This window comes from Spirosoma liriopis (genome assembly GCF_023196085.1).
GTDB lineage: Bacteria > Bacteroidota > Bacteroidia > Cytophagales > Spirosomataceae > Spirosoma > Spirosoma oryzicola.
Genome location: NZ_JALPRF010000002.1, coordinates 1077697 through 1101461, shown reverse-complemented (window position 1 = coordinate 1101461; position 23765 = coordinate 1077697). Strand labels below are relative to the sequence as shown.

The window sequence follows — 23765 nt, the reverse complement described above, 5'->3', positions numbered from 1 at the left end:
ATTCTTTCGCTGCTGGTAAAATCCACCCAGCACCATGCAATTAAAAGAAGAAGCCCTTTTTACGCTCAAATTCGACGGTAAACCCGTCTATAATGAGCTTGGGGAACTGGAGAAAAAACTGCTTGAGGTCAAGGAAGCTCAAAAGTCTGTCGAGAAAGGGACGAAAGAGTGGGCTGACAACAAGGAGGACATTAAAAAACTGGAGGAATCGATTAAGCTAGTCCGTGAAGAAATGGGCGTATCGGGTATGACCGTTCGCCAGTTGGAAGGCTACTACAAACAGCTTAATCGGGAAATCAAGGACCTAACACCTGGTACCGAAGCCTACATCAAAAAGGCGGAACAGATTACCGAAGTCAACACCGTACTGAGTAACCACCGGCAGACGGTTCGGGGTGTCAACGAAGAAGTTGAAAAGCAACCGTCGCTTTGGGAACGAGCCAAGTCAACAGCCGCCGGCTATCTGGCCGCGTTTGGCGCTACTGAACTGCTGGAACGGGCCTTCAGCTTCGTTCAGGATGGCATTAAAAAAGCACTAGCACTTAATGACATGATGGCCGGGGTTGCTAAAGCGACTGGTCAAAGCGCGGAAGAAGTCAATCAGCTATCGAAGGAAATTGATAAGATTGACACCCGTTCGAGCAAAGAAAGTCTAATGACGATTGCCCAGATCGGGGGGCAGTTGGGCGTGGCCAACAATGAATTATTAGGTTTCGTCAAATCGGTCGATATGGCGAACGTTGCCTTGGGCGACGAGTTTGCTGGTGGCGCTGAAGAAGTCAGTTCTAAATTAGGAGGTCTTCAAAAGTTGTTCAAAGAAACGAAGGACCTCGAAGCGGGTGAAGCCATCAACAAAATAGGATCTGCTATTAACGAGTTGGGCGCTGATGGTGCGGCCACTGGTCCTGTGATTGCTGATTTCACCGCCCGGATGGGTCAACTTGGTAATCTATCCCCGCAGATCAGCCAGACAATGGGCTTAGGGGCGGCCTTCCAAGAGTTGGGTTTGAGTGCTGAAATCTCAGCAGGCGGCCTATCCAATATCTTGCTGACAGCAGCTAAGGATACGGCCACGTTTGCCCAGCAGCTGAACATGAGTGAAGATGCCTTTAAGAAACTGATTAATACCAACCCGAATGAGTTCCTACTTCAATTAGCGGCTAAATTTAAGGATGTACCCGCTGATCAGTTGGCGAAGCGCCTGGATGATTTAGGTATTAAGTCACAGGAAGCAACGAAGGTTATGTCACTCTTGAGTGGACAGACCGATATAGTTCGGCAAAAGCAGGATTTGGCGAATAAGGCCATGACTGAGGGCACCAGTCTGCAAAAAGAGTTCAATACTGTCAATTCGAATGCAGCTGCTGAGTACGAGAAATCTCAGAAAGCAGTAGCGCTTATCGCTACTGAAATCGGGCAGGCTCTATTACCCGCTATTACAAAAGGGGCGCAGGGACTTGTTGCATTCGTCAATGTCGTTCGGGCTATTCCTGAATTTGTGAGTGAAAACAAGACCAGTTTTGCCGCCCTCGGTGTAGCGATTCTGGCGATGAACACCAACCTGATTGTTGCTACTACCACCAGTATTGCTCATGCAGCAGCTGAAAAAGCCCGGCTAGTCTGGACGCAATCCGCCACAGCTGCTCAGTGGCTCCTGAATGGGGCTATGAGTGCAAACCCGATTGGCGCTGTTGTCGCTGTTATTGCCTTGCTTGTGGCCGGCCTGACTGCAATCTACAACAACAGTTCAACGGTTCGTGGTGCCATCGCTGGTACGTGGGAAGTAATGAAAACGGGGGTCAGCTTATTGGGCGATCTAACCGATAAAGTGCTTGGGTGGATTCAGAAAGGTTTGGAACCCCTGCGGCCCGCGCTCGATACCGTCAAAAGTGTGCTATCGTCGGTATGGGGTGTGATCGAAACAGGTATAGACTACCTGGGCGATTTAACTAGTGCGGTTAGTGGCTTTGTCAGTAATGGACTGTCTCGCATTGGTGTAGCGCTGGAGCCAGTTCGTACCGTTCTCAATAATTTTTGGGGCCTGATCGACACCGGTATCACTAAAATCAAATCGATTGGTTCTACCATATCGACGTTTCTGCACGTCGATGAAATTGTCGGTAAGGTTAAGTCCGCAGCGGGCATGATCGGTGACGCTTTCAACAAGGGATATGGGGATAAACTGGCAGAAGATCGTCCGAAACAGGTAGCAGCCCACCAACAAACGCTCAATACCAAGAAGTCAGCGGAACAGAAAAATGCGAACGAGTTGGTGGATATCGTCACATCGTCGGAGCAAAAGGCACTCGACCGCAAGGCCACTCAGAATGATAAGCACCGTGATAGTGAAGCCAAAAAAGCGGCAGAAGCGGCTAAAAAAGAGGCAGAAGAAGCGGTTAAGGCCAATAATGAAGCCCTGAAAAAAATTGAGGATGCCCGCATTGCAGCTATTAAAGATGATCTGGAACGGGAAACCGCCAAAATTCGCCAGAAGCGGGATGCTGAAGTGGAAGCGATGATGGCTGGTAAAGCCAGTGCCGAAGTAAAAGCGGTATTCGAGAAAGCCCTCAATGAACAGATGCTTCGTGATATTGAAAAAGCCAATTCGGAGCATTTAAAGAAGAAAGAGAAAGAGGACGCCGAAACAGCAAAACGCATTCTCGATCTGAAGATAAAATTGTCGGGTGACGAGAAAGCTGACAAACTGCAAAAGCTGGATGATGTGGCCACTGCCCAGCGCGCCCAAATCCAGAAGGATATTACCGACGAAACGCAGAAAGCAGTCATGCTCAAGCAGGTTAATGATAACCTCGTTCGGGATAAGGAAAAGGTTGATCTAGAGTATCGTCAGAAAAAACAGCAGCAGGAGAACGCCTTACAAGATTCCCTCTATCAAGCTACTGTAGCCGACGCACAGGCCCGATTAATCCTTGCTGGTAATAATGCGCAGGCAATCTATGATGCAAAAAAAATGCGTCTGGATGAAGAGTATAAATACAATAAGGCCAAGCTGGAGCGCGAAGCCGCTGAAGATAAAATCAAAAATGCAGGTATGCTCGCTGATCATGATCAGCGCGCGGCAGCGGATAAGGTTGTTGATGACCGGTTGAAATCGCAACTCAAAGCGAACGATGTTCAGTACGAGAATGACAAAACGCAACTGACACAGGAGAAAACCGAAGCACGTCGCGCTAATCAGCAGCAATATTTTGCAGCGATCAAAGCCCTGATGGATGGCGATTTTACGGCCTTCACCGACATTCTGACGAAGAAGCTGGCTGGTGAGAAAAAGCAGCTTACCGAAAGCCAGAAGCAGCAGATTGATACCATTGATGAAGTGGGCCAGTATACGGTCATGGCGGTGCAGGCGTTGCAAAAGCTCTCTCAGATGAAGCTCGACAAAGAGCTGGCCAACATCAAAAAAGAGAAAGATACCCAACTAAACAGCTGGAAAGAGAAGTACGACAAAGGGCTGATCAATAAGGACGAGTACGAAAAAGGGGTTGATAAAATCAATAAGGAAGCGGACGCCAAAACCAAAACGGCCCAGCTGGAAGCCTTCAAACGTCAGCAGAAAATCGACATTGCGCTGGCGATTATCAATGGTGCCCAAGCCGCCCTGAAATCGCTAGCAACGTTAGGTTGGCCGCTCGGTCTGATCGCGGTGGCCGGTGCCGCTGTAACGACCGGTATTCAGATTGCGATGATCAAAAACCAGCAACCGCCTAGCTTGGCTAAAGGGGGTAAAATCCGTAATGCCGGTGTACCTGAAGGCCCTCGTCATGGGTCCAATTATGGCGATTCGGGTCTGAGCATTACGCGTCGGGATAATGGGCAGGAAGTAGCCGAAATGGAAGGGGGGGAACCGATCATGGTATTATCGCGCAACACCTACGCCAATAATCGTAACGTTGTCGATAGCTTGCTCCATTCCAGCTTGCACCGCAATGGGGCCCCAATTATGCTGAACGGTGGTATTTTCGGTTCTGATGGCGGCACCTATGCAGACAGCCTGCGGAATGGTGGATTGCGTCGTTTTGCGGATGGTGGCTGGATGAACGACATTCAGGAGATGGACAATGGAGCCAGCAGCGGTGGCGAGTACCAAAGCTCCTATTCGGGTAGTGACTCATCCAGCGAGTATGGTAGTGCGGATTCTATCGATGCCAATACACAGGCACAGATTGAGAAGTCACAAGCCACGATGGATAATATCCAGAAAAATACGCTGGCGACCGCTGAAGCGCTGGATAAGATGGGCCTGACGTTGGGCAACCTCCAGACGCTGATTAGTACCAATGCGATTAATAGCGCTTCGACGCTCGATACGCAAATGACCGGCCTGCGGACGGAGGTACGGCAGGGTTTCAGCAATTCCAATCTGATGCAAGCCCTACTTCTTATGAGTCTGAAAGATAGTATTCATACTGATTTGGTCGCTCTGCAAAACACATACAGGGCCGAATCGACGGGTATGAGTAATGAGGTGGTTACCGAACTGGGCAATTTCCGTACGTCGTTGTTATTTGCCTTGTCGATGTTCAGCCTAGCACGAAGTCTGGATATCTCCAGTCTGAAAGATGCAACTAAAACCAGCTTGGCGGATCTGCTTAAATCGAATCACGACGACTTTGGCAAGCTGATCGCGGCTCAGAAAACAGACAATAGCAGCTTGCAGAAAAGTATTCATACCGATCTGGAAAACCTGCAAAAAATGCTGCATACTGACTTGACCACGTTGGGTGACAACGTGCATGATGATTTGGAGTCGCTCGATACCAACATCGACACCAATCTGGTAACCCTTCAGAAAGGGGTGCATACTGATCTGGAAGCCCTAAAACTCGCTCAGGCTACGCAGGCTCAGACGTTACGAACAGACACAAAGACCCACTTCACGAACCTGATGACGCTCTTACAGAACCAACTGGATGACCTGAGAGAAGTCACGCACGACGATTTGGGCGCGTTATCCGATTCGAACCGTACCGAACTGCAACGGGTGCAAGACATCCTGGCTCAGACCAAATCCGAGCAAGGCTACCAGTCCGGTTTGCTAGGCCGTATTGCGGCAAAAGACCTATCGGTCAGCGTACAGACGTTCGTCAACGTCAGTAACCAAATTAACGTAGTTAAAGAAAAATCAGACCTTCAATGATTGATATACGAATTGATGGGGAGCCAGCAGACCTAACGCCCGCTGGCTCTCTAACCCTAGAGCGGTTTAACCCACTCCTTGACTTCGAAGCAATACAGGGTAGCCGGGTGTATGGCTTCGACTTACCTAACACGCCTAAAAACCGCAAGCTGCTTGGCTACTTCTACCAACCGCAGGTCGAGTATCAGTCTCGTAAATATCGATGCGAAAAGTACGTGTATGGTCAGCTGATCGAGCAGGGCTTTGTGATGATTCATGAAGTAAAAGACGAAGGTTTTAATATGTTTTACACCCAAAATTTGGGTGAGATTTTTGGCGACAGTCAGCGAATCGTTTTGTCTGAATTGGGCTTAGGGATTGACTCGGTACCTATGGCTCCAGTGGCGAACGTCAACCACCTGACCGACCGCTACTGTTTCCCGACGATTCAGAATAGTGGCTTTTATGGTAATCAGGCAATCGCGGGTTTTAACGGGTTGATGAATGAGTACACGAGCACGGGCGCAACGCCTGGTTACAATGCCAATGCGCGGGTACCCATGCCCTTTTTACGATGGGTTTTTAACCAGTTTAGCGCCCTAACTGGTTGGAGCTTCGCCGGTCAGTTCTGGCAAGATCCTGATCTGACTCGTTTGATTTTTTACAACCTGTTTTCGCTGGATGGACAAACGCAGATCAACGCCAACAACCACCTACCGGCTCTGACGGTACCGCAACTGCTAATCGATTTGCGAAAGCTGTTTAATCTGTACATCGAATGTGACGTTCGTAGAAAAGTCTGCACGATGGATTTTTCTGACGATGTCTTGAAAAATGCGATTGTGGTAGACTGGACGGACAAAGCGAATCCAAAGCATGTGAAGGCTCCGGAATTAAATAATAGGCTCGAATTATCGTACGCACTCGACAGCAACGATGCCTTATTGAAACCGATCCCCGCCCCACTCGACAAGTACACCACTGCCGAGACCACCCTGAACGAAGGCGGTAGCCTGGTATCCATTCAGTCGCGCGTATCGACGCTGGCCACGGATGCACAAACGGGCCGGGCTATGACTCAGCAACCGGGTCTGTCGCCTTCTAACAAGGACAGCAAAAATGACTCAATCCCGAAACTGCTATTTTATAATGGGCTGGTGAATGGCGAGCCCCGCGCCAGTAGCGCCCATGGGAATAGAAGTCTTACGTTGCATGGCGACCGCAACCTGGTTGATGGCTATAAAGAATTTGAAGCCTTTAAGGGTAATACGTTTTCAGTTACCAAGCTGGTCTATTTGACTGCGGCAGACCTGGCCTTGTTCTCGTTCCGAAATCAAGTCCACATCAAAGGGGTCAATTACGTGGTCGGTTCGATGAAGGCTGTGTTGAGCAATAATCAGAACACGATCCCAACCGAAGTAAAGTTGTGGAAAAAATAAGGGGCAATCTTCGAGAAGTGCAACGAATAAGGGGTCGGAGCCGACACGCCAAAACGTTGGACGTTTTTGAGATTGTTGTATAATGAATTTTATGTTAAGTGAAAAAACAAAGCCGATTTAGCAAATTGCTAAATCGGCTCTTCTTTGGAAAATCCTACGAGGTTACTTATCCCTGTGGATAATAATAAGACTCTATACTAGGAGATAGCTTACTTATCCTATCCAAAAACATGTCTAAGCCGGGTTCTTCTTCAATAGCGAAGCTAATCGTTATGTATGAATTCCCATAATGGTCTTCATAATAGCTGAAGCTAATATTATAAGCTGTAGGAAATAGCTTTCTCACAGCTTGACTGAATTTTACTTCTGAAAATTCATCTCTTGTCTGAATAATTTTGATAGAATATTTTTCAGCTTCTAGAACTTGGCCAATTTCAAAGTTACCTTTTCTGCCAGAGTTGTTTCCTAAAGCCTTTATCGCATCAAGAATTGCTAATGTATCAGGCTGTAAATCTGAACTTTTAATACTTGCTTTGTCCCTACCTAAAATTTGAACTAGCGAAAAAATATCTTTATCCTTCTTGTCATAGGTTTCTTTTATAGCTTCAGTTAATTCGTCTACAGCTTTTCCTACTAAATCAATCCTTAATTCTTTATCGTACTCAATATAGCGAATCCCTTGAATATCAAACGTTTCCTTTGTCTCGTCGTCCTTAATTAAAACAACGGGTAGGTCGAAACACTGTCGAATAGCCAATTCATATAATACATTAGGGTTTCTAGTGCTAAGATCACAAATAACCATATCGGCATTGAGTATCCGCTCAAGAATGTCTGTGAATATGAGATTTGCACTTTTAACATCACTTGCGACTTTTGGAGCGAAGCCAGCTCTTACACTAGCTTTAGAAATAATATGATCATATACTCGTCGGAAATGACCGGTAGCATATTCCTTAACATCCGCAATTGGCATAATGACGAAGCAGGTTTTTTCTTCTGTTGATTCTTCCTTTTCATCTTTTTTTACGGGTTCCTTTTTCTCGCTCATAATATATTAAGAGTTTATAATAGTCACTCCCATAACTCTGGGAATTCGGTTACTCGTTGCCCTTCAAAGACCAATCCTTGCTTCCTCAAATACGTATACGTCTGGTCGGGTGTGCTGTGCCGGCAGTGACGTTGCACAAGCATGATATCTTTCGTAGCCTTATACAGCACCACCGCGCCGGTCGGCTTCCAGCTATATAGGTCGTAGTCGTGACCGAACAGCCCTAAGTGCTGCATAATCTTTTTGTGCCGTTTGTAGAAGTAGTTTTCCCCGACGTGCTGCGGGCCTGGGTGACCTGCGATGGTAAACAGGTAATCAGTTGATGGATATTCGCGCAGTCGATACTTACGTATTAATTGCTCCAGAGTCGAAGGAATGTCCACGAAACCGGTTTTGCGATTTTTCGAATTACCCGACGTGACGCGAACCTGTTCATTTAAGATGTCGCCTACCTTCAGTAGTCTCAATTCTTCACCAGGTCGCAAAAACAAAAAGTAGATAAACTGGCAAAACAACCACAGTTGCTTGTCACCAGTGGCCAAGATAGCCGCTCGTATTTCTTTAGCCTGATCCGCATTGAATGGCCGGTGGTCTTCTGATGCATCGACCCGAACGTTCTTAATGGTTAAGCATGGGTTCTTGGCAATCAGTTCACGCGATACATAGAATTTGAAAAACGACTTATAAAAGCCGAGCATATTGTTTCGGTACCGCCCTCCTACCTTCAACGTGTCAAAAAATTCGAACATCATTTTGACGGTGATATCTTTCAGTTCAATATCAGGCTTGCCCTTACTCAGTAGGTAATTGCGAACGTGGTCGAAGTAATTGTCATTGAGTTTATCAGTGTTCTTCTTCAACTCAATTTTCTTGGTAGCCTTATAGTACTTACAAGCTTCTTCGAACGTGAAGCCTTTGGGCTTGACCACTGGTGCTGCCTCTGTCTCGACTGGTTCTGGCAAGTTTTGATCGATGTGCCAGCCCTCTTTTAGTCGCTGGTTGACTAGTCTTATAACATCAACCGAGTCGGCTTTCTTTTCTTCAGGTGTATTACCCCTTAGCGATACGCGTTTGCGAACCTTCGCCTTTTTCTGAACGTCCCAGATGTAGAAAAGTACGTAAGAGTTGGCACCTGATTCAACAAGACGAGCAAGTGTGTAGGGGTACTCGTTTTTAGTGCCTGGCTTCATGCCATGTTTCGTTGCCAATTGCTGCCAAAAAACTGCCAGTAAACACGGAGTGCATAAAAAAACCGCCCAATTCGTGTGAAAAGGGCGGTTATTTGTGTCGGGGTGGCAGGATTCGAACCTACGACCTCCTGCTCCCAAAGCAGGCGCGATACCGGGCTACGCTACACCCCGAAGAACGAGCTTTTGCTGATGATCCTCGCTGAACGCGAATTTCTTTCGTTAATTGCTCCTGCGGAGAGAGAGGGATTCGAACCCTCGGTACCGTTACCAGTACGACAGTTTAGCAAACTGTTCCTTTCGGCCTCTCAGGCATCTCTCCGTAGCCGCTCATTCATTACCTGAATGATTGGGACACAAAGGTAGCAGGATTATTTGTTCACTGCAAGCGATCATGAGGAAAATTTTTTCAATAAGTCGTAATTTCGTCGCTCCTTAGATTGACACTTGCGGAGGAACTTCGTCATTGTCAGGCACATCACCGCTTTTCATGAACTGGCTTTATTCGTTTTCAAGCACTGATTTTTTTTTAATTGTCCTGTTTATTGCTCTGTACGGGCTGTACATTCTCCGTACATTTCGGCTGGCGCGTCAATTAAATACGTCCGCCTGGGGTGTCATTCCAAAGTTTTTTTTGCGCAGCAGCTACCTGACTCTACTGCTCATTGCCTTGCTGGGTCCCTCATTTGGTGAAGTTGAACAAAGCGCAACGATGACCGGACGAGATGTGTACCTATTAATCGATGTATCTCGCTCCATGGATGCAACCGATGCGGTACCGTCGCGACTTGAACGAGTGAAATATGACATTCAGCAGCTCTGCGATACACTAGCCACTGATCGGTTTGGGTTGATTCTAGCTTCCAACGAGTCGTTCGTGTTGTCACCGCTTACCGCTGACCATGATGCCATCAAGCGTTTCGTACGCGACATCCGTACCAATAAGGCTAATGCCGGGGGCACCGACCTATGCACAGCGATCGAGTTGGCCCGCCAGAAATTTCTGACGGATTCGTCGACCCGGCTCAACGCCAAAGCGCTCGTGCTGTTCAGTGACGGAGAGAATTTTGGCTCCTGCAATCGCACTGAGCTTTCCAGCCTTCAGACCGCTGGCCTGCCGCTTATCACCGTAGGCGTAGGTACAGAGACGGGTTCCTCGATCCGTGAAGGACGCGATTTTATACGCGACGAAAGCCAACAGATTGTGCGAAGTCAACTAAACAGAGGATTTCTTCAGGAACTAGCTCGTGATGGGCATGGACACTATATCGAAGCCGATGCGAATGGTCAATACCTCCGTGAATTAGCAAGCACACTTCTGGCGCAACAGGGTGTGCGTTTCGATCAAAACAGTGTGGCCGCTTCAACCAATAAGTACTATTACTTTTTGATAGCTGCGCTTGTCCTGCTGGCATTTGACCTTGTTATAACAGTAAGAACGTTCCGACTTTGAGCGCATCTCAAAGTTTCACCTTATTTTTGGCAACGGATGCGTTATTGACGTATGATTTATTTATTCATAGCTGTCTGGCTTTGGTGGGATACTCCCCGCTCCTTAAACCAGATTTCGCGAAATAATGAAGCTAGGTTAGAAGCCGAAGCCGCTTACAAAGCGGGCGACTATACGCGTGCCATGCACCTTTACGCCAATTTGAGCCGCATCACAACAACCATTGATCCGGGGGTTCGACTCAATCTTGGGCACACCTATTTCCACCTTAAGCGATACGGGAAAGCTCGTTCTCAATATGAGGTGCTGCTTCGCTCAGATCGACCTGATCTACGAACGGTAGCCGCGACCCAGCTCGGTGTGATCGCCTGTCTTCAGCAGGACAGTGCTACTGCGCTTGTTTTTTTTGAACGAGCCCTGCTGGAAGATTCAGAGAATGCACCCGCCCGGTATGACTTTGAATTAATCAAGAAGCGGTTTTCGGGAAAAACTCCCGATCCAACCAGACGGCAGAAAGCAACGGACAACGAAGAGGAGTTACTCAATAGATCCCGCCCGTTGGGAGGGCAACAGGTAGAACGCTCGGCCCGACAGGACGAATTGTTGCATCGATTCCAGCGGCTGGATCTTAGCGAAGAGCAAGCCCTTCAGTTGCTTGATGCGATGCAGGAAGATGATCTTCCTTATGCCCTGACCAGCTCGGCCCGACAGGCAACAAAGAAAACGAAGGCAAACGGAAGTCGTTGGTAAATTTAGTAGCTCCGTTTGGTGTTATTCAACGTATAACTAGCTATTTCTGTTTGCGCTATCAACATGAATGAAGTCGTAATTATTTCTGCTGTCCGGACGCCGATTGGCTCATTCGGCGGAGTTCTGTCCACTTTGTCGGCAACTGATCTGGGTGCAGCAGCCATCCGGGGTGCCTTGACCCGCGCGGGTGTTTCGGCCAACCAGGTTCAGGAAGTATACATGGGTAATGTTGTTTCGGCCAACGTCGGTCAGGCACCTGCCAAACAAGCGGCCTTAAAAGCCGGATTACCAGCCACAATTCCCTGTACCACCATCAATAAGGTATGCGCATCGGGAACGAAAGCAATCATGCTGGCAGCGCAGATGATTCAGCTTGGGCTGGCTGATGTCGTGGTGGCCGGTGGGATGGAAAGCATGTCCAACACGCCGTATTACGTCCCTAAAGCTCGATTTGGCTATAAATATGGAAATGCCGAGCTGGTGGATGGTTTGGCCCGCGACGGTCTGGTCGATGTTTATGATCAATGCGCGATGGGCGTGTTTGCCGATCAAACGGCCCAAAAATACGCGATCAGTCGCGAGTCTCAGGACACCTTTACCGTACAGTCATACCGCCGATCCGAAGCCAGTACACAGGGCGGTCAGTTCAGCGCTGAAATTATTCCGGTCGATGTTACAGACCGTAAAGGAACGGTCACGGTAACTGCCGACGAAGAGTATACAAATGTTAGGTACGACAAAATCCCCACGCTTAAGCCTGCCTTCAGTCCGACGGGAACGGTAACAGCCGCTAGCTCGTCACCGATCAGTGATGGCGCTTCGGCACTGGTGATTATGAGCCGTCAGAAAGCGGATGAACTCGGCCTAAAACCACTGGCCCGCATTCTGGCTTATGCCGATGCCGAACAGGAACCACAGTGGTTTACAACGGCCCCGACCAAAGCGGTTCCGCTGGCCCTTCAACGGGCTGGTTTACAAACCAGCGATGTCGATTATTTTGAGGTTAACGAAGCGTTTGCGGTTGTTCCACTGGCCTTTAGCGAAATTCTGCACGTACCCCAGGAGAAGCTAAACGTGTTCGGGGGAGCCGTATCGATTGGTCACCCACTGGGCGCGTCAGGCGCACGGATTGTAACCACGCTTACGAACGTGCTTCAGCAAAAAAGTGGTCAGATCGGTGTTGCGGGTATCTGCAACGGCGGTGGGGGCGCTTCGGCAATTGTACTCGAAAAATTGTAATCGTTTCTACGGTTGTAGCCTGTGATGACGCAGGCTACAACCGTAGAAACGCCAAACCTAGATAGATGAACGCAATTCAGGAAACAAACTTTCAGTTCCCCGGTCAGACGGGTTTTTACCGGGGTAAAGTACGGGATGTATACTCCTTCCCCGACAAATTAGTGATGATTGCCTCCGACCGGATTTCGGCTTTCGATGTAGTTCTGCCACGACCGATTCCTTACAAGGGCCAGGTTCTGAATCAAACAGCCGCTTATTTTTTGGGCGCAACGGCGGATATTGTTCCAAACTGGTTGCTAGACACGCCCGACCCAAACGTAAGCGTCGGTCTGAAATGTGAACCGTACGCCGTTGAGATGGTGGTGCGGGGTTATCTGGCGGGTCATGCGTGGCGGCAATACCGGGATGGTCACCGCACATTGTGTGGTGTGGCATTGCCCGACGGCCTACGCGAAAACGACCGTCTCCCCAATCCGATCATCACGCCGTCGACTAAAGCTCACGAAGGCCATGACGAAGACATCAGCCGGGAAGAAATTCTTAGCCAGGGTATTGTCAACGAAGCGGAATACGTTCAGCTGGAGCGCTATGCTCTGGCGCTTTTTGAGCGGGGTACGGCGATGGCCGCCAAGCGCGGATTGATTTTGGTCGATACGAAATACGAATTCGGCAACCTCGCCGGAAAGGTCATTCTTATTGACGAAGTGCATACGCCCGATTCGTCACGTTATTTCTACGCCGACTCGTACGAATCGAATCTGCAAGCTAATCAACCCCAAAAGCAACTGTCTAAAGAGTTTGTACGCGAGTGGCTTATTGCCAATGGTTTTCAGGGCAAGACAGGGCAAACCGTACCGGTGATGTCAGACGAGTGGGTTGAGCAGATCTCCGCTCGTTATATCGAGTTGTTCGAAACCGTGACGGGACAACGTTTCCAGCCTGCCGATGCTACTGTTGACCCATTGACCCGTATCGAAACGAACGTTCGTAAATCACTTTCCGTTTGATTTGTCGATTTACTAGACTAAGTTGCCCGCTCAGCCATTTCGGCTTTTTTTCGGCGCTGCTTCGCTTCATTCAGGTGCGGCAAGCAGCCGCTTTTCTAAACATCCTCATAAATCCAAACGCCTGAAAGCATTAACGTTCATGAATTACACGATTGAAAAAAACGAGCAGTACGCCCTGATCCGGTTAGCCGAAAGTGAGTTCGGTGGTGACGTTCCTACTGACTTCGAGACGCTTAGCCGCTCCTTGTTCCGGTCTGGCTACAGCAATATAATTGTCGACATGGCTTCGTTACAAACGGTTGACCAGGCAGGTGTTAGTACCATTCGAAAAATAAACCGGCAATGTTCTAACGAACTGGGCTTACTGGTGTTAGTTACCAAGAATGATGAATTGATTGAGTTTCTGGACACGGCTAACATCAGCGATCTGAACATTCTGCCTACGGTAGAAGAAGCGGTCGATGCGGTGTTTATGAACGAATTGGAGAACGATTTTCGCAGTGAGGAAGACGATGAGTATGACGCAGGGGGAAGCATCAGCCGGGACGCCGATTAACAGTACTATTCCTGGTCACGAAAGTGAACACCACCACCGCCCAACCAGCCCCCTGTTTGCCCTTACCATACTAGGGGCTGGTTCGGCAACTCCTTCGTTACGGTACCATCCAACAGCCCAGCTGCTGACGGTAGGGAACGAATACATGCTTATTGACTGCGGTGAAGGGACGCAGCTCCGATTGATCGAGCAAAAGATACGGTCGGGGCGGCTTCGCTACATCTTTATCAGCCATCTCCACGGCGATCATTATTTTGGGTTAGCTCCACTCCTGTCCACGCTGAATCTGGGGGGACGAACGGAAGATCTGTTTTTGTTCGGTCCGCGCGGTCTGGACGAAATCCTGACTACCATCTTTCGGATGTCGGATTCGCGGCTCGGCTATCGGTTGCACTTTCAGGCCGTTGACCCCGAGACGCCAACCCTACTGCTCGACCACCCGCAGTTGACGGTGGAGTCGATTCCACTTCAGCACCGGATCGACTGCTCGGGTTATTTGTTTCGGGAAAAGCCTCACCCCCGGAAGCTGATCCGGCAACGACTCCCCGATGACATTCCGGTAAATTACCTGAAGCAACTTAAAGATGGTCACGACATCCTGAACGCAGAGGGACAGGTCATTCACGCAGCCGATGATGTGACTGAGCCGGGGTCGCCCGCCCGTTCCTACGCCTTTTGCTCTGATACGCGCTATATTGAAGACCTGGTTCCGCAGCTGCAAGGCGTCGATCTGCTGTACCACGAAGCAACGTTTATGGAAGACAATGCCCAGCGAGCCGCGGAAGTTTATCACTCGACGGCCAAACAGGCCGCTACCATTGCCGCCCAGGCGAAGGTTGGCCGGTTGCTGATCGGGCATTTTTCGTCGCGCTACAAACAGTATGATTTGTTTCTGGGGGAAGCCAGACCCGTATTTGCGGAGACGTATATCGCTACTGAAGGCGAAACGATGGAAATTGAAAACTGGGCTAATCCGACTTTGTAAGATTTACCAACGCCTACATTGTATTTTTCTTAGCCAATCGGGGCCAGTAGGTCAAGAAAGATCCGAAGAATCGTTTTGTGCTGATTGAGTAGACAACGCATCATAATCTGAGTATCTTTAAGGCCAAACCATTACCTGTTTCGTACATGCTGGCCTTTCGCTTAGGCTTTTTAGATGTCGGCTGGCTCGACCTGCTCGATATCTCACTAGTTGCCCTACTTATTTATCAAATCTATAACCTGGTTCGTGGCAGCGTAGCGAGTCGGGTGTTCGTTGGATACCTACTGGTTTATTTTGCTTACCTGCTCGTTAAAGCCCTTGGCTTAAACCTGCTGACGACCATCCTGGAATACTTTATTAGCGTCGGCGCGTTGGCCCTGATCATTATCTTCCAGCAGGAAATCCGGCGTTTTTTACTGCTTATTGGTAAGTCGACTAACGTTGCCAACAGCCGATGGCTTCGCCGATGGGTACTTCGCCAGCCACCCGCTCCCGAGTTCATTACCGCGCTTCGGCCTGTTCTGGATGCCTGCAAAACGCTAAGTGCCGAGTTTTCGGGTGGATTGATTGTTATCCGCAAAAATGATGACCTGGAAAAATTCGTTCAATCCGGCGAATCCATCGATGCGGAAGTGTCGAAGCCGCTACTGCTGGCAATTTTCAGCCAATACAGTCCACTCCACGACGGAGCTGTAATTATCAGTGATGGACGCATACAGTCCGCTCGTTGTATTCTGCCGGTTTCGGACGATGACGAGTTACCCTCTACCCTGGGCTTTCGTCACCGGGCGGCATTGGGCATGAGTGAAGCTACTGACGCGGCTATTATCGCCGTTTCGGAAGAAAGTGGACGGCTTACGCTCGCCTTAAACGGTGAATTATTTACTAACCTGACCCTGTCAGAACTGGAAGAACGGTTGAGCCGGTACCTACGCGAACCGGGCCGGAAAGCCTATCAATTATAACAATGGCGGGTGCTGTACGTCCTATCTGACTCCTGCACCCGCCACACTATACGTTATCGTGAAGGATAATTCGCTTAACCCCTTATTAAGCGCGATTCCTAGTATTCCAGCACTCTAGGCAAACTCTTTGCCTGCTCCACAAAATGTGTTACCTGCTCTACCGACGGTGGACGTTGCGTAAACTGCCGTTTGCTGTTGATTTCAATTAGCTTAGCGTGTAAGTTGATGGCCGAACGCTGGGCTAGCTCCACAATGGTATCCACGCCCGCTTCCTCCATCAGATCGCTGTAAACGCGACCGATTCCTTTAACACGTGCCAAATCGGCCCGGTTAGCCAGGTGTAACAATAATTTTTGATCAATACCCGTGACAGAAGCTAACGCTTTACGGTCGTGTGGGGTTTTGGTCGCTTCCAGAAAAGCATCGCTATCGCCTAGCCCTTGTCCCTTCAAGGCATATACCATAGCGTCAGTAGTACCGCGAAGCTCTCCTAATGTGATGCTCATAACAAAAAATTGAAAAAATTAACAGTTGGATTTCAGACTGACCTTCAATCTGTCTATACGTTTTAGGCAAAACAAGATACATCATTAACGAACAAGATACTTTCGGCGAGTATCGTTCAATAAGAATTTCTTCTGAACGGTAAAACTGTCAGGATGCATCTGGCAAAATTCCTTTTGCCATTCGTCATACCGATTGGGTTCCGTTCCCCTAAAGCGCTCTGCATCAATTTTTTTCTGAGCTAAATAGTCATCAAAGTTCATGTGCCAAATTGTCTGATTTAATACCAAACCCTAGATCTAATAAAACTATAGGATTAACCTATATGAGCAAAAGTAACGTACAGAAGCCATTCTAGTGCCAGATTGTCGGACTAATCGTAGAGAATGGGCTAAGGAAGTATCCTGGAACAGATCGTGCTGCGCTTCTGGCTTCACCTACATCGTAAATCGTATGCATACACAATTTGTGACTTTTTCTGATGCGATTTCTCAAGCTGGCGGAGAAGCAGGGGGTCAGGATGCGCCTTTACTGGACGCTTACTCGAATACGGTCGTCAACGTAGCCAGGAAGGTGAGCGCATCGGTTGTACAGATCAAAGTCAGTGGCCGCCCATCAGGCAATAGTCAAAGCGCTCCGCCGACGCGCCGACCCGACAACAAGGATGGTGGCACGGGCTCTGGCTTTATTATTTCGACCGATGGCTACATCATCACAAACAATCACGTTGTTGCCGGAGCGACCAAAATAGAGGTCGCCCTGTCTGACGGACGGGAGTTTGACGCTACGCTTATTGGTCGCGATCCTTCGACCGATATTGCCGTTATCAAGCTGTACGCCGATGGGCTGAAAGCAATCCGCTTTGCCGATTCCAAACAGGTCCAGGTGGGGCAGATTGCCATTGCGATTGGTAACCCTTACGGTTTTCAGTATTCGCTGACGGCGGGTGTCGTCAGTGCGTTAGGCCGGACGCTCCGCTCGGAATCGGGGCGACTGATCGATGATGTTATTCAAACCGATGCCGCATTAAACCCTGGCAATTCGGGCGGTCCGTTGGTTAATTCGAACGGCGATGTTATCGGGGTCAATACCGCCGTGATCTTACCCGCTCAGGGTATTTGTTTCGCGGTTTCCTCCAATGTTGCAGCGCTTGTTGCCGGTAAGCTGATCATAGACGGTCGTGTTCGACGCGGTTACCTGGGTATTGCCGGTCAACTCATCAACCTAACGGAGCGCATCAAACAGTATAACCAGCTTACAGCCAGAACCGGTGTGATGGTCGCGAGTGTGGAAGCGGATGGCGTTGCCGGTAACGAGGAGTTGCACCAGGGCGATATTATCGTTGGATTCAACGGTCAGGCGGTGGCTACGGTCGATGATCTGCACCGGCTGCTGACCGATGATACCATCGGGCGTCGTGTTCAGTTGACCGTTCTCCGCGACAATCGCCAGAAAGGAATCATGGTCATTCCAGGCGAGCTCAAATAAAAAATTATCTATCGATTAATTGATCAAAAAAGCCCTGATAATCAAGTCAGGGCTTTTTGTCTTTATACACTTTTTTTAACAAATGCACTCGCATCATATAACAGCAGTTAAACACTCTTAATTTTTTGCAGTTACTGTTTCCACACAATAATTACAATTTCACTATTCATTCTTTTAACAGTTAATCCTATGAAACGCATCTTATTCGTTCTGTTTGTTCTGGCCGGTTTCTCCGCATCAGCTCAGGAGTTCAAACCCTTCAAGGTCAACCTGTCAGTCGGTTACGCAAAGCCGCTCAATTCGGCGGCATCGGGTGGTGTTCTGTTTGCCGTTGAACCTAAATACGGCCTTAGCGACAACTTCGATCTTGGCCTGCGGCTTGAAGCAGCGGTTGTAGCACGTGGTGTTGTGTATAATGGAAATACAGCCACGGGTGATGTAGGCGCTTTTAGTTCTTATTTGCTGACGGGTAACTACCTGTTTGGCACGGGCGGTATTCGTCCTTTCCTGGGCGTTGGTGTCGGTTTTTATAGCATCGGTTCGGCAGGAACGGTGGTTATCTACGACGGTCAGACGAACTCAAACGTTACGTTCGTAAACGACACGAAATTTGGTGGCATGGTCCGGGGTGGTATCAAAGCCGGGCACTTCGTAGCGGCTGTTGAATACAATGCGGCTCCAACGACCCAGAACAGACTGGGCAACACGACTACGACAATCACCAGCGAAAACTCTTACCTGGGCATCAAAGTAGGATTCGATATCGGCGGTGGCCGTCGTTAATTGACGCTTCACAAAAAACGTCAGCCCGAATCCGCAGCAATAAGCTCCTACGGATTCGGGCTGACGTTTTTTTATGGACGTAGCGGCTATTCTTTGGGGAGAATGAGCGGATGAAACCGTAGCCCTTTTATGCGATTGTACTCCAGCGACGGAGCCGGAATTTTGAAAAACTGAGCTGTACCGATGAAGCGCTGCAACGATGGGCTGAAGGCGTCGATCCTTGACAAATCAGCGTCGGGCGAGATAAAGAACTGCCGGTATCGTTCAAACTTGACTTCCTTCCCTTCTTTATCAACTACCGGCGGATTAGCGTGCCCACCAATCATACCACTACCGCTATAACCGAAGTCCAGATTCAACCAACGCGGAAACGACGGCCCAACCGGCAATACCGACGCTACGTTCACCGACAGCCAGTATTGTTGTCCATTATAATCTTTCAGCATTTGCACACCGGTGGTACTGCCCAATATGTTAGGCCGATAAGGGGGGAAAATAGTTTTCCGAAAACCGTATTTCAAACTCACGACCTGCTGTCCGGCGCTGTATTGCTGTCCCATAAACAACGCTGTACCGGCAACGTTGGCGACCATATCTCCTTTTGAAAATCCCCAGCCTTCCGAATGACCATCAAACACTTCGATTGTTGTTTGAAATAAGAGTGCCAACAACCCGCCCGTCAGAATACTGGCTTGTTCATTAACCCCGCTCCAGCGCATTAGCTCATAGCCCCCACGACTCATGCCATAGGCGGTAGCAGCGTGGCCAATCTTGTCCATTTGTAGCCACTCCCGATTGTCATTAAAGGAATGGAAGGGGACTTTTTTCTTGTACCATTGCTTGCGTAACAACAGCAGGGTAACGGTATAAAACGCAGCTGTTCCAACAACAACGCCAATAAACCGGCCCTGACGAATGCCCTGCGGATCACCTGCAACGGGTGCTACTCCCACCGGTGGTAGCGGCTGAGCCTGCACCGACTGAGCCAGTATACTTATTAATAAACAGATACAAACGGCTCCCTTCATCCGGTGTTTCATGCCCAAAAATACCGAAAAACGCTGGCTCGGCAGAATAACCGACAGCAGTTAGTACGTACCGAACTGCTTTATTCCACAAATAAGGAAGCGGCTACCCGGTCGGCAAATAATTTTCCGGCCTCGGTCAACCGCAACTGATCGTTGTCGCGAACAAGCCAGCCCGATGCGTACATAGCCGCCAGATCGCTGGACTGCGTTTGCGAAAAATCACCGCCGAGTAAGGTACTGAGTTCAGTCAGCGAGCAGCCCCATTTCGTTCGGAGACCCGTCAACAAATACTCATTGACCTGATCGGCTATCGTCAGCGTTTCGACCGTTGCAGGCACCTCCCCTTTCTGTAAAGCAGTTACATAGCGCGCATTATTGGCAATGTTGTACTGTCGGCTGAAACCAGTGTAGGAGTGAGCGCTCGGCCCAACCCCCAGATAAGGTTTCCGTTGCCAGTAGGCCGTATTATGCCGGGCGTACTGACCGGGCTTGGCAAAATTCGAGATTTCGTAGTGTTCGTAGCCCGCAGTCGTAAGCACTTTTGTCAGTTCCTCAAACTGCTCAGCAGCTAGATTTTCGTCAACCGCCGGAAGTTTTCCTTTTTGCTTCCAGCGCCCAAACGCTGTGTCGGGTTCAATTGTCAGGGCGTAAGCCGACAAATGCGGTACATCAAGTGTCAGCATTTTTTGTAAGTCCGTTTGCCAGAGCGTTGCTGGTTGGTCAGTGGTTGTCGGATCAGGAATGCCATAGATCAAGTCTACGCTCATGTTCTCAAAACCCGCTTCTCTCGCCCGCCAGACACAGGTTTCGGCTTCGGCTGCCGTATGCGCCCGGTTCATCCACCGAAGCGTTGGCTCATCAAAGGTTTGAAGGCCAATACTCAGTCGATTGACGTACCGACGAAGAACCTGGAGTTTCTGGTCCTGTAGGTCGTCAGGATTGGCTTCTAGCGTAATTTCAGCCGTTGGTGAAACGCTAAATTCGTTATGAATGGTCTCAAAAATACGAGCTAACTCCGCTTCTGTCAGCAAAGACGGCGTTCCTCCCCCAAAGTAGACGGTCTGGAGCGTTTTTGACGAAAGATACTCTTTTTGAAGCTTAATTTCTGCACAGATAGCCTCTACCAAAGCTGACTTCTGACTTAGATTCGTGCTGAAATGGAAGTCGCAATAGTGGCAGGCTTGCTTGCAAAAAGGGATATGAAGATACAGATGCATGCTACCTCAATGACAAGAAAGCACGTCAATCGGTTCCTGAATGGCGAGGGAGAACTAAAAAAGATGAATCCGAGCAAACGACAATAGCTGCGAATTGAAAAGACTCTTTACTAACCGTTTAAATCGCTTTTTCCAGAACAATGGTTAATCCACGTTTTCCCTGAACGGTTCCGACGATAGCAAAGCCGAATCGTAGATTAAGAATCAACATCTCGCGCCATTGATTATAGGTTTGCGTACGCACGGTATGATAGCCTTGTTCCCGGCACCAATCGTGTTGTCGGCGCATGAGTTCAGCGGCAATGCCTCGTCCCCGATAATCGGGATGGACGCAGCCTAACCAGCTGTAGTAGTGACCCGGTTTACGCTCGTAGCCGAGCTTACATCCTACCAAGCGCTCGTTGTCGCTCGCCAGCAGGATTTGAACACCCGTTCGAGTTAGTTGGTAATCGAGGTCAGCGCGTATTTCAGCCTGCGACTGGTTTACAAAGACAACCGCGAGCAAATCCAGCAGCGCAGTTAACTGCCCCTGTGGGGGCAAGCCATTGATTAGTTGGTATTGGAGTTCCATCCGGCGAAGATGGTAGAAAGACCTGACCCGCCCAAGAAAATAAGCCGATCAATCCGGGCACTTCTTGCATCGCTTTCCCTTTTTGTACTTCTTGCAGCACTTTTTCAGAATACACTCCTGACCAGCAAAGGGATTCGACTGAATAATTTGTTTTGAATCGTTCAGAGCAACTATCGATTCAGAAAAAGGAAATTCGGCAGTCATTGATACTGATTGTTTTCATAACAAAGATACGCTTGTTTAGATTGATTACAAATTAAAATTCAATTATTGCTGAAATGTGCGGATTATATCGTCGATTTAGCCTCCTGTTCTTGTTCAACTGCCTTCTTTTCGTACGAACTAGCGTTGGCCAGTCGCAGATAACCATCATCCGGGACACCACGTTGACGGGCTATACACGCAGCAAACTAACACCGTTGTATTACGGTCTGGGCACTGACCGGCTGGGTGGGGCACGCATGGAAACACTTGATTCGGGTGTTGTAATAGCCGTAAACGGTCTAACCTGGTCGGCGCAGGATTCGACTCACAAGTTCTGGCGCATTGGGCTCTCTCCTACGCTATCGGCTTTTGTGCCGACGGAGCAGGTAGCCATCGACACACTCCGCTCCTACCCCAAAGGATCACTTACCGGCAACTGGACAGTCTACGGCGATTCCGTAAAAGCGGGTTCAGGAATCTTTGATTATATAGCGATCCGTTTGCCGGCTCGTTTCCCCTATCGCAGCCAGCAGCAACTCAACCCTTCAAGGCTTGTTGTGGATGTGTTTGGCCTGACGGTTAATACAAACTGGATTACGCAACTAGTATCAGCACGCGAGATTCGAAACGTCTGGTTTGAACAGGTTACCGATGAAACCGTCCGGATTTTTATTGATCTTAAACATGCCCAATCCTGGGGTTACTCTATCTATTACCAGCGGAACACATTGATCATCCGGGTACGAAGGCCACCCGATAAACGTAAACTTCGCGCCTGACTATCGCGGTCGATGCCGGGCATGGCGGTTCGAATACCGGGGCTAGCGGAAAACAATCCGGACGTTTGGAGAAAGAACTGACCCTCGATGTTGCAAACCGATTACAATCGTTACTCAGGCGAAAAGGCGTACGGGTAGTGATGACGCGTTCAGGCGACACGCTGATCGGGCCAACAGCGCGTATTCTGGCTATGCGTCAGGCGTTACCCAATCTGCTGGTCAGCATTCATTTCAATTCGTCGGCAAATGCGGCCGTACGCGGTGTCAGCACGTATTACAAACACGTAGGTTTTCGGCCATTGAGCCAGGCCATATTGCTTGAACTACGAAAAACGGGAACGGCTGAATTTGGGAACGTCGGGCACTTTAATTTTTTCTTCAACACCCCAACCGATTACCCGAACGCCTTGGTCGAAGGACCGTTTCTGAGTAATGTAACCGACGAAAACCTCATTCTTGATGACCGTTTTCGCCAGCGAATGGCTAAGGCAATCCGACGAGGGTTGAAGCGGTTTGTTAAAGACAGCCGCTAGCTTCCGGCGATACCATCCATACAAACCACTACCCTGCGTAGCCAGCAGTTACATTATTTCGCCGGTCATGTACAGTTGCACTTTTCCGGAAATATCAACCCGCTCGTCGTTCAGCTTACAGCGCAGTTCCCCGCCCCGCTTCGACAACTGACGAGCGACAAATTGCGTTTTACCAAGCTTTTCTGCCCAATACGGCACAAGCGTCGTGTGTGCAGAACCCGTCACCGGATCTTCGTCAATGCCTGACTGCGGACCAAAAAAGCGGGAGACAAAATCAACGCCTGAATCGGTATCACCGGGAGCCGTTACAATAATACCCCGCGCCGGCACGGTGCTCATTTCGCGAAAATCAGGGTCCAGTGCTTCGATTTGGGCCTGATCTTTAAAGACAAGCATATAATCGGTTTTTCCCTTGTAGACCTCCAATGGCTTTTCGTTGAGACTCGACAGCAGTGCGGGCGGCTGTACATTCGCTTTTTGCACAACATCCGCCGGGAAATCAAGGGTTAGCCAGCCACCTTCACTCCGGCATACCTTCAACGAACCACTGCGCGATTCAAAATAAAGTTGATCCGTTTCCGGCTTCTGTTCCAGAAAAAACACAACATAACCCGTAGCTAAGGTCGCATGACCGCACAGATCGACTTCTACCGTCGGGGTAAACCAACGAATATGGTAGTTAGCGTCGCCCTCCGTTTTGACGTAGAAAGCGGTTTCAGCCAAGTTATTCTCGGATGCAATCCGTTGCATCTGCTCGTCAGGTAGCCACTCCGTCAGCGGAATAACCGCAGCCGGGTTTCCGGAGAAAAGCTGATCAGTAAACGCATCAAGTTGATAAATACGCATAGGTATTAACGGAAAAGGCCATTGACGGCAATCAGCCAGTTACCAG

At 49.1% G+C, this 23765-nt stretch carries 20 protein-coding genes and 2 tRNA genes; 13 read left to right on the top strand and 9 right to left on the bottom strand.

Features of this window, described 5'->3' with window-relative positions:
- Window positions 1-34: 34 nt before the first annotated feature.
- Window positions 35-5158 carry a phage tail tape measure protein gene (locus M0L20_RS13520; RefSeq protein WP_248477465.1) on the top strand — a complete coding sequence of 1708 codons (5124 nt, stop codon included), beginning with the start codon at window positions 35-37 and terminating at the stop codon, window positions 5156-5158.
- A complete protein-coding gene (locus tag M0L20_RS13515; protein ID WP_248477464.1) occupies window positions 5155-6576 on the top strand; it encodes a hypothetical protein in 1422 nt (473 codons plus the stop codon). Before M0L20_RS13520 ends, M0L20_RS13515 begins: the two co-directional genes overlap by 4 nt.
- Window positions 6577-6742: 166 nt before the next feature.
- On the opposite strand, the gene M0L20_RS13510 is transcribed toward M0L20_RS13515, so the two are convergent.
- The 4 genes from M0L20_RS13510 to M0L20_RS13495 form a co-directional block, all read right to left on the bottom strand.
- The gene (locus M0L20_RS13510; protein ID WP_248477463.1) at window positions 6743-7627 is read right to left on the bottom strand and encodes a hypothetical protein; all 885 of its coding nucleotides are present in this window, start codon (window positions 7625-7627) and stop codon (window positions 6743-6745) included.
- Between the two features lie 23 nt (window positions 7628-7650).
- Window positions 7651-8817, bottom strand: a complete 1167-nt coding sequence (locus M0L20_RS13505; protein ID WP_248477460.1) for a tyrosine-type recombinase/integrase — start codon at window positions 8815-8817, stop codon at window positions 7651-7653.
- Window positions 8818-8914: 97 nt separating this feature from the next.
- Window positions 8915-8988: transfer RNA gene (locus M0L20_RS13500), tRNA-Pro, on the bottom strand.
- A 61-nt stretch (window positions 8989-9049) separates the two neighbouring features.
- A tRNA-Ser gene (locus M0L20_RS13495) sits at window positions 9050-9136 on the bottom strand.
- A 168-nt stretch (window positions 9137-9304) separates the two neighbouring features.
- On the opposite strand from M0L20_RS13495, the gene M0L20_RS13490 reads away from it, so the two are divergent.
- The 7 genes from M0L20_RS13490 to cdaA all read left to right on the top strand — a co-directional run bounded on the left by M0L20_RS13490 (window position 9305) and on the right by cdaA (window position 15766).
- Window positions 9305-10267, top strand: a complete 963-nt coding sequence (locus M0L20_RS13490) for a vWA domain-containing protein (RefSeq protein ID WP_248477458.1) — start codon at window positions 9305-9307, stop codon at window positions 10265-10267.
- 51 nt (window positions 10268-10318) lie between these two features.
- On the top strand, window positions 10319-11014 hold the full coding sequence (locus M0L20_RS13485) for a tetratricopeptide repeat protein (protein WP_248477456.1): 696 nt from the start codon (window positions 10319-10321) through the stop codon (window positions 11012-11014).
- A 63-nt stretch (window positions 11015-11077) separates the two neighbouring features.
- On the top strand, window positions 11078-12253 hold the full coding sequence (locus M0L20_RS13480) for an acetyl-CoA C-acyltransferase (RefSeq protein WP_248477455.1): 1176 nt from the start codon (window positions 11078-11080) through the stop codon (window positions 12251-12253).
- A 65-nt stretch (window positions 12254-12318) separates the two neighbouring features.
- Entirely contained in the window at window positions 12319-13260 is a 942-nt protein-coding gene (locus M0L20_RS13475) for a phosphoribosylaminoimidazolesuccinocarboxamide synthase (protein WP_248477454.1), read from the top strand.
- A 139-nt stretch (window positions 13261-13399) separates the two neighbouring features.
- A complete protein-coding gene (locus M0L20_RS13470) occupies window positions 13400-13816 on the top strand; it encodes an STAS domain-containing protein (protein ID WP_248477453.1) in 417 nt (138 codons plus the stop codon).
- On the top strand, window positions 13773-14801 hold the full coding sequence (locus M0L20_RS13465; protein WP_248477452.1) for a ribonuclease Z: 1029 nt from the start codon (window positions 13773-13775) through the stop codon (window positions 14799-14801). Before M0L20_RS13470 ends, M0L20_RS13465 begins: the two co-directional genes overlap by 44 nt.
- 146 nt (window positions 14802-14947) lie before the next feature.
- Window positions 14948-15766, top strand: a complete 819-nt coding sequence (gene cdaA, locus M0L20_RS13460; protein ID WP_232561490.1) for a diadenylate cyclase CdaA — start codon at window positions 14948-14950, stop codon at window positions 15764-15766.
- A gap of 98 nt (window positions 15767-15864) precedes the next feature.
- Here the strand turns inward: cdaA and M0L20_RS13455 are convergent, their stop codons facing one another.
- On the bottom strand, window positions 15865-16272 hold the full coding sequence (locus M0L20_RS13455) for a DUF4332 domain-containing protein (protein WP_232561489.1): 408 nt from the start codon (window positions 16270-16272) through the stop codon (window positions 15865-15867).
- A gap of 451 nt (window positions 16273-16723) precedes the next feature.
- Between M0L20_RS13455 and M0L20_RS13450 the strand changes: the two genes are divergently transcribed.
- Together M0L20_RS13450 and M0L20_RS13445 are read left to right on the top strand one after the other, a co-directional pair.
- On the top strand, window positions 16724-17758 hold the full coding sequence (locus M0L20_RS13450) for a S1C family serine protease (protein ID WP_248477451.1): 1035 nt from the start codon (window positions 16724-16726) through the stop codon (window positions 17756-17758).
- 189 nt (window positions 17759-17947) lie between these two features.
- On the top strand, window positions 17948-18541 hold the full coding sequence (locus tag M0L20_RS13445; RefSeq protein WP_248477450.1) for a hypothetical protein: 594 nt from the start codon (window positions 17948-17950) through the stop codon (window positions 18539-18541).
- A gap of 86 nt (window positions 18542-18627) precedes the next feature.
- On the opposite strand, the gene M0L20_RS13440 is transcribed toward M0L20_RS13445, so the two are convergent.
- The 3 genes from M0L20_RS13440 to M0L20_RS13430 all read right to left on the bottom strand — a co-directional run bounded on the left by M0L20_RS13440 (window position 18628) and on the right by M0L20_RS13430 (window position 21357).
- A complete protein-coding gene (locus tag M0L20_RS13440; protein WP_248477449.1) occupies window positions 18628-19581 on the bottom strand; it encodes a DUF2279 domain-containing protein in 954 nt (317 codons plus the stop codon).
- 68 nt (window positions 19582-19649) lie between these two features.
- Window positions 19650-20786, bottom strand: a complete 1137-nt coding sequence (gene hemW, locus M0L20_RS13435) for a radical SAM family heme chaperone HemW (RefSeq protein ID WP_248477447.1) — start codon at window positions 20784-20786, stop codon at window positions 19650-19652.
- Window positions 20787-20904: 118 nt separating this feature from the next.
- Window positions 20905-21357, bottom strand: a complete 453-nt coding sequence (locus tag M0L20_RS13430; RefSeq protein ID WP_248477446.1) for a GNAT family N-acetyltransferase — start codon at window positions 21355-21357, stop codon at window positions 20905-20907.
- A 278-nt stretch (window positions 21358-21635) separates the two neighbouring features.
- Here M0L20_RS13430 and M0L20_RS13425 point away from each other — a divergent pair, with 278 nt between their 5' ends.
- Window positions 21636-22340 carry an AMIN domain-containing protein gene (locus tag M0L20_RS13425; protein WP_248477445.1) on the top strand — a complete coding sequence of 235 codons (705 nt, stop codon included), beginning with the start codon at window positions 21636-21638 and terminating at the stop codon, window positions 22338-22340.
- Window positions 22337-22873, top strand: a complete 537-nt coding sequence (locus M0L20_RS13420; protein WP_262923940.1) for an N-acetylmuramoyl-L-alanine amidase family protein — start codon at window positions 22337-22339, stop codon at window positions 22871-22873. The genes M0L20_RS13425 and M0L20_RS13420 overlap by 4 nt, the downstream gene beginning before the upstream one ends.
- Window positions 22874-22921: 48 nt before the next feature.
- Here the strand turns inward: M0L20_RS13420 and M0L20_RS13415 are convergent, their stop codons facing one another.
- Window positions 22922-23719, bottom strand: a complete 798-nt coding sequence (locus M0L20_RS13415) for a PhzF family phenazine biosynthesis protein (protein WP_232561482.1) — start codon at window positions 23717-23719, stop codon at window positions 22922-22924.
- Window positions 23720-23765: the final 46 nt, after the last annotated feature.

Coding starts and splice junctions, on each gene's coding strand:
- M0L20_RS13520 (WP_248477465.1), top strand. CDS start 35: ATGCAATTAAAAGAAGAAGCCCTTTTTACGCTCAAATTCGACGGTAAA.
- M0L20_RS13515 (WP_248477464.1), top strand. CDS start 5,155: ATGATTGATATACGAATTGATGGGGAGCCAGCAGACCTAACGCCCGCT.
- M0L20_RS13510 (WP_248477463.1), bottom strand. CDS start 7,627: ATGAGCGAGAAAAAGGAACCCGTAAAAAAAGATGAAAAGGAAGAATCA.
- M0L20_RS13505 (WP_248477460.1), bottom strand. CDS start 8,817: ATGAAGCCAGGCACTAAAAACGAGTACCCCTACACACTTGCTCGTCTT.
- M0L20_RS13490 (WP_248477458.1), top strand. CDS start 9,305: ATGAACTGGCTTTATTCGTTTTCAAGCACTGATTTTTTTTTAATTGTC.
- M0L20_RS13485 (WP_248477456.1), top strand. CDS start 10,319: ATGATTTATTTATTCATAGCTGTCTGGCTTTGGTGGGATACTCCCCGC.
- M0L20_RS13480 (WP_248477455.1), top strand. CDS start 11,078: ATGAATGAAGTCGTAATTATTTCTGCTGTCCGGACGCCGATTGGCTCA.
- M0L20_RS13475 (WP_248477454.1), top strand. CDS start 12,319: ATGAACGCAATTCAGGAAACAAACTTTCAGTTCCCCGGTCAGACGGGT.
- M0L20_RS13470 (WP_248477453.1), top strand. CDS start 13,400: ATGAATTACACGATTGAAAAAAACGAGCAGTACGCCCTGATCCGGTTA.
- M0L20_RS13465 (WP_248477452.1), top strand. CDS start 13,773: ATGAGTATGACGCAGGGGGAAGCATCAGCCGGGACGCCGATTAACAGT.
- cdaA (WP_232561490.1), top strand. CDS start 14,948: ATGCTGGCCTTTCGCTTAGGCTTTTTAGATGTCGGCTGGCTCGACCTG.
- M0L20_RS13455 (WP_232561489.1), bottom strand. CDS start 16,272: ATGAGCATCACATTAGGAGAGCTTCGCGGTACTACTGACGCTATGGTA.
- M0L20_RS13450 (WP_248477451.1), top strand. CDS start 16,724: ATGCATACACAATTTGTGACTTTTTCTGATGCGATTTCTCAAGCTGGC.
- M0L20_RS13445 (WP_248477450.1), top strand. CDS start 17,948: ATGAAACGCATCTTATTCGTTCTGTTTGTTCTGGCCGGTTTCTCCGCA.
- M0L20_RS13440 (WP_248477449.1), bottom strand. CDS start 19,581: ATGAAACACCGGATGAAGGGAGCCGTTTGTATCTGTTTATTAATAAGT.
- hemW (WP_248477447.1), bottom strand. CDS start 20,786: ATGCATCTGTATCTTCATATCCCTTTTTGCAAGCAAGCCTGCCACTAT.
- M0L20_RS13430 (WP_248477446.1), bottom strand. CDS start 21,357: ATGGAACTCCAATACCAACTAATCAATGGCTTGCCCCCACAGGGGCAG.
- M0L20_RS13425 (WP_248477445.1), top strand. CDS start 21,636: ATGTGCGGATTATATCGTCGATTTAGCCTCCTGTTCTTGTTCAACTGC.
- M0L20_RS13415 (WP_232561482.1), bottom strand. CDS start 23,719: ATGCGTATTTATCAACTTGATGCGTTTACTGATCAGCTTTTCTCCGGA.